Here is a 13,040-nt window from a genome sequence, read left to right on the forward strand (position 1 = left end):
GGTGGCGGGTGCACCGTCGGGGCCCCGGCCGGAGGGCGCCACCGGGGCCGACGGCGACGCCGAGGCCACGGACGACTTCGAGCTGCCCGGGGTGCCGGACTCGTTCCAGCGGCTGTGGACGCCCTACCGCATGGCGTACATCAAGGCCGGGCAGCAGCAGGTCACCGACGAGCACTCGTGCCCGTTCTGCCGAGCGCCCGAGCGCAGCGACGAGGAGTCGCTGATCGTCCACCGCGGCGAGACGGCGTTCGTGGTCCTGAACCTGTTCCCCTACAACCCGGGGCACCTGCTCGTCTGCCCGTACCGCCATGTCCCCAACTACACGGACGTCACGGTGGAGGAGACCGCCGAGATCGCGGCCCTCAGCCAGCACGCGATGCGCGTCCTGCGCCGGACCGCCAACCCGTCCGGCTTCAACCTCGGGATGAACCAGGGCACCACCGGCGGGGCGGGCATCGCCGCGCACCTGCACCAGCACATCGTGCCGCGCTGGGGCGGCGACGGGAACTTCTTCCCGATCATCGCGCAGACCAAGGCCATCCCGGCGACGCTGGCCGACGTGCGCGAGCAGATCGCCGGCGCGTGGGACACCGTCTGACGCGGCCATGCTGAACCAGTACGCGCGCGGGCTGTTCACCCGCCTCTTCACGCCCCTGGCCCGCTGGCTCCTGGCCCGCGGGGTCACGCCCGACCAGGTGACGGTGGCCGGCACCGCGGGCGTCCTGGTGGGCGCGCTCGTCCTGTTCCCGCTGGGGCACCTCTTCTGGGGGACTCTCGTGATCGCGGTCTTCGCCTTCGCCGACGTGGTGGACGGGACGATGGCGCGCCTCCCGGAGGCGTCCCGCCGGCGCCAGCGGACCGAGGCGGACACGCGCTGGGGCAGTTTTCTCGACTCCAGCCTCGACCGCGTCGCCGACGGCGGGGTCTTCGCCGGCCTCGCGGTCTGGTTCTTCACCGCCGGCGCGGCCCCGGCCATCGGGACCGGCGCACTCCTCTGCATGTTCCTCGGGAGCATCGTCTCCTACGTCCGCGCCAAGGCGGAGTCCCTCGGCTACGACGCCCAGACGGGCATCGCCGAGCGTGCGGAGCGGCTCGTCGCCACGCTCGTCGCGGCGGGGCTCGTGGGCCTGGGGCTCCCGCCCGTCGTGCTGCTCGTGGTCCTCCTGCTGCTCGCCGCGGCCAGCGCCGTGACGATCGTCCAGCGCATGGCCCGGGTGCGCGCGCAGGTGACCGCCCAGCGCTAGCCGCGGCGGCCGTCGTCGTACGTTGCCCGCGGTGACGGGGCGGCCTTCATCCAAATCACGTCCGCACGGCCGATGTCTTGTAGAGTCCTGCTGTCACGCCCCTCGCGTGAGAACTCCGCGGTCGCGTCCACCTGCACCGCTCCCACTCAGCAAGCCCTTGTGAAAGGACGTAGTTCGTGTCCACCAATGAAGCCTCGCAGGCACCCGTCACCGGCAGCAATCGCGTCAAGCGGGGCATGGCGGAAATGCTCAAGGGCGGCGTCATCATGGACGTCGTCAACGCCGAACAGGCCCGCATCGCCGAAGACGCCGGTGCGGTCGCCGTGATGGCGCTCGAGCGCGTCCCCGCCGACATCCGCGCCCAGGGCGGCGTGTCCCGCATGTCCGACCCCGACATGATCGAGTCCATCATCGGGTCGGTCTCCATCCCGGTGATGGCCAAGGCCCGCATCGGCCACTTCGTCGAGTCGCAGGTCCTGCAGTCCCTCGGCGTCGACTACATCGACGAGTCCGAGGTCCTGACCCCGGCCGACTACACGCACCACATCGACAAGTGGCAGTTCACGGTGCCGTTCGTCTGCGGCGCCACCAACCTCGGCGAGGCCCTGCGCCGCATCAACGAGGGCGCCGCGATGATCCGCTCCAAGGGCGAGGCCGGCACGGGCGACGTCTCCAACGCGACCACCCACATGCGCCAGATCCGCGCCGAGATCCAGCGGCTGGGCTCACTGCCGGAGGACGAGCTGTACGTGGCCGCCAAGGAGCTGCAGGCTCCGTACGAGCTGGTGCGCGAGATCGCCCAGACCGGCAAGCTGCCGGTGGTGCTCTTCACCGCCGGCGGCATCGCGACGCCCGCCGACGCCGCCATGATGATGCAGCTCGGCGCCGACGGCGTCTTCGTGGGCTCGGGCATCTTCAAGTCCGGCAACCCGGCGCAGCGCGCCAACGCGATCGTCAAGGCCACCACGTTCTACGACGACCCGTCGGTCATCGCCGAGGCCTCCCGCGGCCTGGGCGAGGCCATGGTCGGCATCAACGTGGACGAGATCCCGGAGCCGCACCGCCTGGCCGAGCGCGGCTGGTAGGACGCACGTCCCCGCTCCGCCTCGAGCGGCGCGGGAGAAGCACGACGGCGCCGCCGCCCCCAGCTTCACGCTGCGGGCGGCGGCGCCGTCGTCGTCGGAGGGGTCCCCCGCCCCGGGCCCGGGGCTGCTCGCCGTCAGTCCAGGCGGAGGAGGCGGCCGCGGCCGACCAGCTGCAGGCCCGCAGCATCGAAGAAGCCGGCGGATGCCGGCGTCGCCGCCACCATCACGCGGGCTCCCGCGCCGCCGTCGGGCATCGCGGCCTCGCCGCCCGCGCCGGTTCCGCCGCCCGGTTCGAGCGCGTGGAGGTTAGACCGCGAGAGCGAGTCGACGAGCCCGTGGAGCAACGCCCGGCCGATGCCGCGGCGGCGCTCCGCTGGTGCGACCGCGAGTCCGTGGACGGAGACGGCCCCATCCAGGGTGAACTGGCCGAATACGCGCCCGCGCAGCACGCCGTCCTCGCGCGCGACCGCGTGCTCGATGCGGCGCTGGGTCGCCGGGTGCCGCCGCCCGCCGAGGCTGCTGCGCCAATGCGTGGCGACGTTCAGCTCCAGCCGGTCCCGGCCAGCGGCCTCCGGGACGTCGGGGGAGAGGCGCACGCGACCGGCCCAGGCGGCACCGGCGGTACGCCCGCCGGCCCGTCGGTGGAGCGCACCCTCGTGCCAGAGCACCGGGGCGCCCTCGCGGAAGCCGAGGTCGCGGAGGGGCGCATCCGCAGTGGCTGCGTTGAGCCAGGCGTCGACCCGGGCGGCCCCGAGCCGGGCACCCTCGGCCAGTGCCGGGCGCAGGCCGGCGATGCCGACACGCTCGGGGAAGAGCAGGACGAGACGCCGCCGGGTCGGCAGCCAGGCCCAGTCGCATCCGTGCGTCGAGAAGACGCGTCCGTCGCTGGCCAGGGCCAGGGCCTGGAGCCACGACTTTTGTGCGGCCTGTGCCGCAGAGATTCCGCCCACGTTCCTGATCGGATCCTTCTGTTCAGTTGTTGCTGGTGCGTCGGTCGTGCGGGGGCACGGGTCGGTCAGTCGCCGAGGCCGCGGCGGGCGAGGAGCGGCCCGATCTCGGGATCCCGGCCGCGCAGGGCGCGGAAGGAGTCGAGGGGGTCGCGCGTGTTCCCCCGGGAGAGCAGCTCGTGCCGGAAGCGGTCCCCGTTGGCACGTTCCAGGCCGCCGTTCTCCTCGAACCACTCGACCGTGTCGGCGTCGAGGATCTGGCTCCAGATGTACGAGTAGTAGCCGGCCGCATAGGCGCCGTCGAAGATGTGCTTGAAGTAGCCGGTGCGGTACCGGGGCGGTACTAGGTCGGGGTCGAGCCCGGCGTCGCGGAGGACCTGGTCCTCGAAGGCCGGAACGTCGTCGATGTGCTCGCCGGGTGCGAGCGTGTGCCAGGCCAGATCGAGGAGCGCGGCGGCCAGGTACTCCGTCGTCGCGTACCCCTCGCCCCAGAGAGCGGCCGACTCGATGGCCTCCGCGGTCCCCTCGGGGAGCGGCTCGCCCGTCTCGTAGTGGAACGCGTAGGTCGCGAGGATCCGCGGGTGCAGGGCCCACATCTCGTTGACCTGGGACGGGTACTCCACGAAGTCGCGGGGCACTGCCGTCCCGGCCAGCGACGGGTACCTCGCCGCGGAGAAGAGCCCGTGCAGGGCGTGGCCGAACTCGTGGAACAGCGTCCGGACCTCGTCCAGGGACAGCAGGGCCGGCCCGTTTCCCGGGGGCGCGATATTCGAGTTGTTGACGACGACGGGCAGTTCGAAGAACGCGCTCGCCCCGAGGCGCAGCGAGTTCATCCAGGCGCCGCCGGCCTTGGTGGGCCGTGCGAAGAAGTCGCCGAGGAACAGGCCGAGGGCCGATCCGTCCTCGTTGTAGACCTCCCAGACCCGCACGTCGGGATGGTAGGTGGGCAGGTCGTAGCGCTCGGCGAAGGTGAGGCCGTAGAGCTGGTGGGCGGCCTCGAAGACGCCGCGCTCGAGGACGGCGTTGAGTTCGAACCATGGCCGCAGCGCCGCGGTGTCCAGGTTGTACCGGTCCCGCTTGACCAGTTCCGAGTAGAAGGACCAGTCCCAGGGCCGGACCGGGAGCTCGGCGTACTGCTCGAGCAGCTCGTGCTCCGCCCGGGCGTTCGCCATGGCCCGCTCGGCGAGCCCGAGGAGACGCTCCCGGACTGCCTCCAGCGAGGGGGCCGTCTGGGACTCGAGGACGTACTCCGCATGGTTGGCGTAGCCGAGCAGATCGGCCCGGACCGCCCGGAGCTGGGCCATGTCGCGGGCCAGGTGGAGGGTCGCGTACTCGCCGTCCTGCCCGCGTCCGACCGACGCCTCGAAGAGCCGTTTGCGAGAGGAGGCCTGGTTCAGCCGGGCCAGCGCCGGCTGTCCCGTCGGCAGCACCAGGGTCAGGAGGTAGCCGCCGTCGTACCCTGCGGAGAGCGCGGCGGCGGCTGCCGCGGACGTCTCCGCGTCCGAGAGGCCCTGCAGGTCCGCGGGGTCCTCGAAATGGACGGCGGCCGCGTTCTGGCCGGCCAGTTGCCGACGCGAGAACTCGGCGGACAGCTCCGAGAGCTCGGCGTTGAGCTCGCGGAGGCGCTGCTGCGCCTCGGGGTCGACATCCGCGCCGGCCTGCCGGAAGCGACGCAGGGTCTCCTCGCGGAGCCGAGCCTGCTCCGGCTCGAGCCCCTCGCTCGGCGCCTGGCAGAGCCGGGCGTAGAGGCGCGCGTCCAGGTGGACGTCGTCGTGGTGGGCGGAGAGCATCCGCTGGATCTCCGCGTGGGCTGCGAGCACCTCCTCGGTACCGTGGGAGGGTTTGACGACCCCGAAGGCCTGCACGGCGCGCCGCAGGGTCTCGCCGGTGAGCTCGAATGCCTCGATCGTGTTCTCGAACGTCGGCTCCGCCGTGTCGGCGCAGAGGGCGCGCAGCTGGTCCGACTGCTCCTCGATGCCCGCCCGGATGGCCTCCACGTAGTGGTCGGCCGCGATACCCGCGAAGTCGGGCATCTGGAAAGGCAGGAGGCTCGGCTGCAGTAACGGATTGCTCATGCAGCAAGACTTTCACAGGTGGCGCGCCGGACGGCGGATTTTACGCCCCGAGATGCGGTGTCCGGGTCCACCCGCCTAGGGTGTAACCCGTTGTCCGGGCCGGACCAGAGGCGTCCGGACCGTTCCGAGAACGGATGAGGAATGCACCAGACCCCCGCCCCAGCACCCAGGTCGGCCCTCGAACGGCCGCTCGTCGGCGTCCTCGCCCTCCAGGGCGATGTGCGAGAGCACGAGCACGCCTTGCGCGACGGCGGCGCCGACGTCGTCAAGGTCCGCCGCCCCGAGGAGCTCGAGCGGCTCGACGGGCTGGTCCTGCCGGGCGGCGAGTCCACTGCCATCGACAAGCTGGCCCGGACGTTCGGCGTGGCCGGACCGCTGAAGGAGCGGATCGCGAAGGGGCTGCCGGTCTACGGCTCCTGTGCCGGCATGATCCTGCTCGCCGACCGACTCGCCGATCCGGCGACCGATCTCTCCGGCGCGCCCCAGCAGACCTTCGGCGGGATCGACATGCTCGTCCGGCGCAACGCGTTCGGGCGCCAGGTGGACTCGTTCGAGGCGGACCTCGACATCCCGTCGGTGGACGCGGTCGACCCCGGGAACCCGCTGCCCGTCCGCACGGTGTTCATCCGCGCCCCATGGGTCGAGTCCGTCGGCGAGGGGGTGGACGTCCTCGCCAGCGTCCCAGTGACCTACCGGCACGCGCACGAGGCCGCCGAGCACGGTGCGGGCGACGCCCAGCCCGACGCCGGGGGAGTCGAGGCGGGCGGGGTCGCTAGAATCGTTGCAGTTCGCTCCGGCAATCTGCTGGCCACCAGCTTCCATCCGGAAGTCACGGGCGAGCGGCGGATCCACCGGCTATTCATCCAGATCATCAGAGGAGAAGCGTAGGCATGTCAGGCCACTCCAAATGGGCAACCACCAAGCACAAGAAGGCGGCCATCGATGCCAAGCGCGCGAAGGCCTTCGCCAAGCTGACCAAGAACATCGAGGTCGCAGCCCGCGCCGGCGGGCCGGACATGGACGGCAATCCGGCGCTCGAACTGGCTGTCCAGAAGGCCAAGAAGAACTCGGTGCCCAACGACAACATCGACCGGGCGATCAAGCGCGGCGCGGGTCTGACCGGTGAAGCGGTCGACTACGCGGAGATCATCTACGAGGCCCGCGGCCCCCAGGGATCGGCGCTGCTGGTCGAGTGCCTCACCGACAACAAGAACCGTGCGGCCTCGGAGACCCGGCTGGCGATCACGCGCAGCGGCGGAACCGTCGCCGATCCGGGCTCGGTGAGCTACCTCTTCACGCGGAAGGGCGTCGTCTCGCTGCCGAAGAACGGCCTCACGGAGGACGACCTCCTGCTCGCCGTGCTCGATGCCGGCGCCGACGAGGTCCAGGAGGCCGGCGACAACTTCGAGGTCATCAGCGAGCCGACGGATCTGCGTGCCGTGGTCACCGCCCTCGAGGAGGCCGACATCGAGTACGAGAGCGACGAGGTCGAGTTCGTCCCGTCCATGAAGGTGGAGCTCGATGCCGACTCGGCGCGGAAGTTCCTCAAGCTCGCCGATGCCCTCGAGGAGCTCGACGACGTCCAGAACGTGTACTCGAACGTGGACATCCCGGCCGACGTCCTGGCCGAGCTGGAGCAGGACTAGCCGGTGGCCCTGCGGGTGGTGGGGGTCGACCCGGGCCTGACTCGGTGCGGGCTCGCGGTCGTCGACGTCGAGTCCGATCGCCGGGCGACGCTCGTGGACGTCATGGTCATCGGCACCTCGGCCGACACGTCGCTCGACGAGCGTCTGCTCCGCATCTCCCGCGGCATCGAGGCCTGGCTGGACCGGTACTCACCCGACGCTCTGGCGGTCGAGCGGGTCTTCAGCCACACCAATGTCAGCACCGTCATGGGGACGGCGCAGGCCTCCGGGATCGTCATCGCCGAGGCCGCCAAGCGCGGCATCGCCGTCGCCCTCCACACCCCGACCGAGGTGAAGGCCGCGGTCACGGGCAGCGGCCGGGCGGACAAGGACCAGGTGGGGTACATGGTCGCCAAGATCCTCCGCCTGGACGCCCCGCCGACGCCGGCGGACGCGGCGGACGCGGCGGCACTGGCCATCACCCACGGCTGGCGGGGCGCCGCCCCCGGCTCACATGCCTCCGGAACGGCGAACGGTGGCTCGAGTGGCCTGACGCCCGCCCAGCGGGCCTGGGCCCAGGCCGAGGCCGCCGCCCGGAAGGGCGCGGCCCGTGGAGGCCGGGCGACGCGGGGCCCCCACCGCTGAGGCACTCCGCACCGGCCAGGCTGCCCCATTCCCGGGCGACCGGAGGGTAGGGTATTCGTAGATTTGTTCGGATGCCGGAGGTTCTTGGACGCATGATCAGTTCGCTAGCGGGCGTGGTTCAGCACGTCGGACTCAATTCCGCCGTGATCGAGGTCGGGGGGTTCGGCATGCTGGTGCAGGCCACGCCCCAGACGCTGTCCGGGCTGCACGTGGGCCAGGACGCGACGCTCTACACGACGATGGTGGTACGCGAGGAGTCGATGACGCTCTTCGCCTTCGCCGACACCGGGGCCCGCGAGGTGTTCGAGACGCTGCAGTCCGTCTCGGGCATCGGGCCGCGCATCGCTCTCGCCGTGCTGGCGGTCCTGACCCCCGAGGAGGTCCGGGTCGCGATCGCTCAGGGCGATGCCAAGACGCTGACCAAGGTCCCCGGGATCGGGACCAAAGGGGCACAGCGGATGGTCCTGGAGCTCGCAGGGAAGCTCGTGCCGACCGGCGAGGCGACGGACCAGCCGACTGCCCCTGCCGACGAGAGCAGCTGGAAGGCACCGGTCCTCGACGCCCTCACCGGTCTGGGATGGAACGAGAAGGACGCGACCCGCGCCATGGAGGCCTTCGAGACGGACAACCCCGAACTCGTCGCGACCGGGACCATGCCGCAGATCCTGCGCGCTATCCTGGCGGATCTCGGCCGGCGGCCGCAGCGGGCCGGGCGCTGACCCATGGCCGACGACCCACACAGGGAGGATGCGCTGATGGAGGGCCCCTTGACCGCGGCGACGAGCGAACCCGACGAGCGGGTGCTCGAGGCGGCGCTGCGCCCGAAGAACCTGCACGACTTCGTCGGTCAGCACCGCGTCCGTGAACAACTCTCACTGGTCCTCGAAGCCTCGAAGATCCGTGAGCGCACGGCGGATCACGTGCTGCTCTCCGGGCCGCCCGGGCTCGGGAAGACCACGCTGGCGATGATCATCGCGGCCGAGATGAACGCCCCGCTGCGCATCAGCTCCGGACCCGCGATCCAGCACGCGGGAGACCTGGCCGCGATTCTCTCCTCGCTGAGCGAGGGCGAGGTCCTCTTCCTCGACGAGATCCACCGGATGAGCCGGCCGGCCGAGGAGATGCTGTACATGGCCATGGAGGACTTCCGAGTCGACATCGTGGTCGGCAAGGGAGCCGGCGCCACCGCGATCCCGCTCGAACTGCCGCCCTTCACCCTCGTCGGCGCGACGACGAGAGCCGGCCTCCTGCCCGGACCGCTGCGCGACCGCTTCGGGTTCACCGGCCACCTGGAGTTCTACTCGGTCGAGGAGCTCGAACTCGTCCTGCGCCGTTCCGCGATGCTGATGGACCTGCGGATCAACTCCGCCGGATTCACCGAGATCGCCTCGCGCTCCCGGGGAACGCCCCGCATCGCCAACCGCCTGCTGCGCCGCGTGCGGGACTGGTCCCTCGTCCACAACGTCGAGCAGATCGACGCCCGGCTGGCCTCGGCGGCCCTGGACATGTACGAGGTCGACTCCCGTGGCCTCGACCGGCTGGACCGCCAGGTGCTGCAGGCCCTCTGCACGAAGTTCGGGGGCGGGCCGGTCGGCCTCTCCACGCTGGCCATCGCGGTGGGGGAGGAGACCGAGACCGTCGAGACGGTCGCCGAGCCGTACCTCGTCCGCGAGGGACTCCTCGGGCGCACCCCGCGGGGCAGGATCGCGCTGCCCGAGGCCTGGTCCCATCTGGGCCTGGACATGCCCCGGAACGCCCCCGGCTCAGCGCCGACGACGAACCCGTCGATCGCGGGGCAGGAACGACTCGAGCTCGAGGAGTAACTCGTTCGCCCGGGGCGTAGGTCCCGCGCGTCACAGTCCGGCCCGTTAGACTGGCCGCGGCCCCGCGCTTGCGCGCGCCGTGGCCCGATCGGAACCGATCCTCTATAGAAACAGGTAAAGACTCTTGACTTCCCTTCTGACCGCCGCGTCCGCAGAGCAGACGCAGGCCACCGGTTTCAACCCCATGAACCTCATCCTGCTCGTCGCCCTGGCCTTCATGATCTTCATGATGTTCCGCGGCCGGCAGAAGGCGAAGAAGGCCCAGGAGGAGCTGCGCTCCAAGCTGCACATCGGCGCCCAGGTCATGACCAACTTCGGTCTGTTCGGCACCGTCCTCGAGCAGAACCCGGAGGAGAACCAGGTCGTCCTCGAGCTCTCGCCGGGCACTACCGCCACCGTTCACTCCGGTGCCATCGCGAAGGTCGTCGAGCCCGTCGCCGCGGAGGAAGCACCCGCGCAGACCGCGGTCGAGACGCCGGAGGAGACCGAGCGCCGCCTGAACGACGAGGAAAAGTAACACCACCAATGGCCGAACCCATCAGGCACGCTCGGCGTGCCCTCATCTGGCTGTTCGTCCTCACGGTGGCCCTCGGCGGCGCGCTCGTCGCCGGGGTGGCCACCGGACAGACGGCGGCCACCCCCAAGCTGGCCCTCGATCTCGAGGGCGGCACCCAGATGATCCTGGCGCCCCGGGTCGACGGCGGCGAGGCGATCACGCAGGAGCAGCTCGAGCAGGCCGTGCAGATCATCCGGCAGCGCGTCGACGGCTCCGGCGTCAGCGAGGCCGAGATCACCACCCAGGGCGGAAGCAACATCGTCGTGTCCCTGCCCGGGACCCCGGACAACCGCACCCGCGAGCTCATCCAGGCCTCGGCCAACATGGAATTCCGTCCGGTCATCATGGGCGGCAGCTACGGGCCGACGCCCGAGGACCAGCGGGCCACGGACGAGGAGCTCCCGAAGCCCACCGGCGAGCCTGAGTCGGCCTCGGACACCAACTGGGTCTCGCCCGAGCTCTACCGTGAGTTCGAGGCGTACGACTGCGAGACGGCCATCCAGGAGCGCGCCATCGAGCCGGCCCCCGAGGGCGAGCCGACGGTCGCGTGCGACCCCGCCTACCAGGCCAAATACATTCTCGGCCCGGTCGAGGTCGATGGCGACACCATCGCCGATGCCTCGCACGGGCAGGTCCGCAACGCCCAGGGCTACGTCTCGGGCGGCTGGGCCGTGAACATCGAGTTCAACTCCGAGGGCACCCGGCAGTTCCGGGACGTCACCGAGCGGCTGACCGCGCTCCAGGGAGCACAGAACCAGTTCGCCATCCTGCTCGACGGCGTCATCGTCTCGGCACCGGCGAGCAACGTCGTCATCCCCGACGGCCGGGCGCAGATCACCGGCAACTTCACCGAGGAGACGGCCGCCAAACTCGCGGAGCAGCTCAAGTACGGCGCGCTCCCGATCAGCTTCGACATCCAGTCGGAGCAGCAGATCTCCGCCACCCTTGGCGCCGACCAGCTCAAGATGGGCATGATCGCCGGCGTCATCGGCCTGATCCTGGTCGCTGTCTACTCCCTCTTCCAGTACCGAACCCTCGGGCTGGTCACACTGGCCTCGCTCGTCGTCGCCGGAATCCTCACCTACCTGGCGTTGGTGCTGCTGGGCTGGGCCCAGAACTACCGGCTCTCGCTCGCCGGCATCGCCGGCATCATCGTCGCCATCGGACTCACCGCGGACTCGTTCATCGTGTACTTCGAACGCATCCGCGACGAACTGCGCGACGGCCGCAACCTCGTCGCGGCCGTGGAGGCCGGCTGGCTGCGGGCGCGTCGCACGATCCTGGCCTCCAAGGCGGTCAACCTCCTCGCCGCAGTCGTCCTCTACGTGATGGCAGTCGGCAGCGTGCGCGGCTTCGCCTTCACGCTGGGCCTCACCGCCATCGCGGACCTCGTCGTCGTCTTCCTCTTCACCCACCCGGTGCTGCAGGTCCTGGCGCGCACGCGCTTCTTCGGCCAGGGGCACCCCGCCTCCGGTCTCGACCCGCGGACACTGGGCGTGGCCGCGTTCTACCGCGGCGCCGGCCAGGTCCGTCCGGTGCTCCCTGCGAGCCCGGACGTCGCGGCGGGCAAGAAGAAGGCGAAGCGCCAGTCCGACGCCGAGGCGGAGCGCCGCATGACGATCGCGGAGCGGCGTCGGCTCGCCGCCGAGCGAGCAGACGAGGGCTCGCGCCCGGACGGCGCCGACGACGTCGAGGCCGCAGTATCCGGGGACACGAGAGCCGACGCCGGCCGAACCGGCGGCAAGGGAGCAGACGATGCGTAATCTCGCGCAGTGGGGCAACGACCTCTACACGGGCAAGAAGTCCTACGAGTTCATCGGCCGGCGGCGGCTCTGGTTCGCCATCGCCGCTGTGCTGCTCGTCGCCGCCGTGCTCGTCCCGGTGGTCAAGGGCGGATTCAATCTCGGCATCGATTTCCGCGGCGGCTCCGAGTTCGTCGTCTCCGGCGTGGCTGACACGGCGGTGGAGACGGGCGAGGAGGCCGTGGAGTCGGTGGTCGACGCCGAAGGCGTCCGCGTCACCGCCATCACGGGCGACACGATGCGGGTCCAGACCGACCGGATGGGCGACGACGAGACCCTGGCCGTGGCGAAGGCGCTGGCGGCGGCGTATGGCGTCTCCGCGGATCACGTCACCAGCACCTACATCGGGCCCACATGGGGCCAGAATGTGTCCCAGCAGGCACTCATCGGCCTGATCGCCTTCGTCGTCCTCGTCGGACTGCTCATGGCGGTGTACTTCCGTACCTGGAAGATGTCGGCGGCGGCGGTCATGGGACTGCTCTTCGTCGTGGTCGTCACGGCCGGGATCTACGCGGCCACGGGCTTCGAGGTCACGCCGAGCGCGATCATCGGATTCCTCACCATCCTCAGCTACGCCCTGTACGACACGGTGGTGGTCTTCGACAAGATTCGAGAGAACACGGCGGACTACCGCGACCAGCGCAAGCACACCTTCCACGGTCTCGTGAATCTGGCGATCAACCAGACGCTGGTGCGCTCGATCAACACCTCCGTGGTGGCCATCCTGCCGATCGGCTCGATCCTCTTCATCGGCTCGTTCCTGCTCGGCGCGGGCACGCTGAAGGACCTCGCGCTCGCGCTTTTCGTCGGTGTCATCGTGGGAACGCTCGCCACGCTCTTCGTCCAGGCGCCCCTGTATGCGCAGCTGCGCGCCGGCGAGCCGGAGATCCGCCGGCACGCCGACGAGGTCACGGGCTCCCGGGGCTCCGCAGCGGATCCGGCCCCCGCGGTCTAGGCTCCACCCCCGACGGCGGGACCACGACGCTGGCCGAGCGGCCAGCGTCACAGACCCCTGGGCACGCCCCGTTCCTCACGAACGGGGCGGGCTTCCGTGTGCGCCGGCCCGGACGGTACCGCGGCCTCAAGCTGCCCTCAAGGCCCGCACGTCATCTAGGGTCCCGTTCCGGGCCTGGTCCGCTGCGGCCTCCGGGCTGCAGTAACCTTGGGGTACCCCACTGCAGGTCAGGGGTGCGTTGACCTGACGGACCGTGTTCGAAAGGAGACGCTGTGGCAGAGAA

At 70.7% G+C, this 13,040-nt stretch carries 13 protein-coding genes; 11 read left to right on the forward strand and 2 right to left on the reverse strand.

The genetic code is table 11. From position 1 onward, the window contains the following. Nucleotide 1 precedes the first annotated feature (1 nt). The 3 genes from ABD784_RS01595 (at nucleotide 2) to pdxS (ending at nucleotide 2,329) form a co-directional block, all read left to right on the forward strand. Nucleotides 2-598: an HIT family protein gene (locus ABD784_RS01595; RefSeq protein WP_344878979.1), complete on the forward strand. Its 597-nt coding sequence runs from the start codon at nucleotides 2-4 to the stop codon at nucleotides 596-598. Nucleotides 599-605: 7 nt separating this feature from the next. Beyond that, entirely contained in the window at nucleotides 606-1,244 is a 639-nt protein-coding gene (gene pgsA, locus ABD784_RS01600; RefSeq protein WP_344878982.1) for a phosphatidylinositol phosphate synthase, read from the forward strand. Between the two features lie 176 nt (nucleotides 1,245-1,420). Then, complete coding sequence (gene pdxS / locus ABD784_RS01605) at nucleotides 1,421-2,329, forward strand: pyridoxal 5'-phosphate synthase lyase subunit PdxS (protein WP_344878985.1); 909 nt, start codon at nucleotides 1,421-1,423, stop codon at nucleotides 2,327-2,329. A 134-nt stretch (nucleotides 2,330-2,463) separates the two neighbouring features. On the opposite strand, the gene ABD784_RS01610 is transcribed toward pdxS, so the two are convergent. Beyond that, nucleotides 2,464-3,279: a GNAT family N-acetyltransferase gene (locus ABD784_RS01610; RefSeq protein WP_344878988.1), complete on the reverse strand. Its 816-nt coding sequence runs from the start codon at nucleotides 3,277-3,279 to the stop codon at nucleotides 2,464-2,466. A 65-nt stretch (nucleotides 3,280-3,344) separates the two neighbouring features. Then, nucleotides 3,345-5,351 carry a M3 family metallopeptidase gene (locus ABD784_RS01615; RefSeq protein WP_344878991.1) on the reverse strand — a complete coding sequence of 669 codons (2,007 nt, stop codon included), beginning with the start codon at nucleotides 5,349-5,351 and terminating at the stop codon, nucleotides 3,345-3,347. Nucleotides 5,352-5,492: 141 nt separating this feature from the next. On the opposite strand from ABD784_RS01615, the gene pdxT reads away from it, so the two are divergent. From pdxT to secF, 8 genes are all read left to right on the forward strand, one after another. Beyond that, on the forward strand, nucleotides 5,493-6,239 hold the full coding sequence (pdxT, locus tag ABD784_RS01620) for a pyridoxal 5'-phosphate synthase glutaminase subunit PdxT (protein WP_344878993.1): 747 nt from the start codon (nucleotides 5,493-5,495) through the stop codon (nucleotides 6,237-6,239). Between the two features lie 2 nt (nucleotides 6,240-6,241). Continuing rightward, nucleotides 6,242-6,997 carry a YebC/PmpR family DNA-binding transcriptional regulator gene (locus ABD784_RS01625; RefSeq protein ID WP_344878996.1) on the forward strand — a complete coding sequence of 252 codons (756 nt, stop codon included), beginning with the start codon at nucleotides 6,242-6,244 and terminating at the stop codon, nucleotides 6,995-6,997. Nucleotides 6,998-7,000: 3 nt separating this feature from the next. Continuing rightward, complete coding sequence (gene ruvC, locus ABD784_RS01630) at nucleotides 7,001-7,621, forward strand: crossover junction endodeoxyribonuclease RuvC (protein WP_344878999.1); 621 nt, start codon at nucleotides 7,001-7,003, stop codon at nucleotides 7,619-7,621. A gap of 92 nt (nucleotides 7,622-7,713) precedes the next feature. After that, nucleotides 7,714-8,340, forward strand: a complete 627-nt coding sequence (gene ruvA, locus ABD784_RS01635) for a Holliday junction branch migration protein RuvA (protein WP_344879001.1) — start codon at nucleotides 7,714-7,716, stop codon at nucleotides 8,338-8,340. A gap of 36 nt (nucleotides 8,341-8,376) precedes the next feature. Continuing rightward, complete coding sequence (gene ruvB / locus ABD784_RS01640; RefSeq protein WP_344879003.1) at nucleotides 8,377-9,444, forward strand: Holliday junction branch migration DNA helicase RuvB; 1,068 nt, start codon at nucleotides 8,377-8,379, stop codon at nucleotides 9,442-9,444. 124 nt (nucleotides 9,445-9,568) lie between these two features. Beyond that, nucleotides 9,569-9,961 (forward strand): preprotein translocase subunit YajC, encoded by a 393-nt coding sequence (yajC, locus tag ABD784_RS01645; protein WP_344879007.1) that lies wholly within the window; start codon nucleotides 9,569-9,571, stop codon nucleotides 9,959-9,961. Between the two features lie 8 nt (nucleotides 9,962-9,969). Beyond that, entirely contained in the window at nucleotides 9,970-11,763 is a 1,794-nt protein-coding gene (secD, locus tag ABD784_RS01650; RefSeq protein WP_344879009.1) for a protein translocase subunit SecD, read from the forward strand. After that, nucleotides 11,756-12,757, forward strand: a complete 1,002-nt coding sequence (gene secF, locus ABD784_RS01655; protein ID WP_344879011.1) for a protein translocase subunit SecF — start codon at nucleotides 11,756-11,758, stop codon at nucleotides 12,755-12,757. The genes secD and secF overlap by 8 nt, the downstream gene beginning before the upstream one ends. Nucleotides 12,758-13,040 lie beyond the last annotated feature (283 nt).

Source organism: Zhihengliuella alba (genome assembly GCF_039538765.1).
Taxonomy (GTDB): Bacteria; Actinomycetota; Actinomycetes; order Actinomycetales; family Micrococcaceae; genus Zhihengliuella; species Zhihengliuella alba.

Excerpts from the sequence above, each read along its gene's own strand:
- ruvB (WP_344879003.1), top strand. The coding sequence starts at position 8,377 with ATGGAGGGCCCCTTGACCGCGGCGACGAGCGAACCCGACGAGCGGGTG.
- ABD784_RS01615 (WP_344878991.1), bottom strand. The coding sequence starts at position 5,351 with ATGAGCAATCCGTTACTGCAGCCGAGCCTCCTGCCTTTCCAGATGCCC.
- pgsA (WP_344878982.1), top strand. The coding sequence starts at position 606 with ATGCTGAACCAGTACGCGCGCGGGCTGTTCACCCGCCTCTTCACGCCC.
- ruvA (WP_344879001.1), top strand. The coding sequence starts at position 7,714 with ATGATCAGTTCGCTAGCGGGCGTGGTTCAGCACGTCGGACTCAATTCC.
- ABD784_RS01625 (WP_344878996.1), top strand. The coding sequence starts at position 6,242 with ATGTCAGGCCACTCCAAATGGGCAACCACCAAGCACAAGAAGGCGGCC.
- secD (WP_344879009.1), top strand. The coding sequence starts at position 9,970 with ATGGCCGAACCCATCAGGCACGCTCGGCGTGCCCTCATCTGGCTGTTC.
- pdxT (WP_344878993.1), top strand. The coding sequence starts at position 5,493 with ATGCACCAGACCCCCGCCCCAGCACCCAGGTCGGCCCTCGAACGGCCG.
- secF (WP_344879011.1), top strand. The coding sequence starts at position 11,756 with ATGCGTAATCTCGCGCAGTGGGGCAACGACCTCTACACGGGCAAGAAG.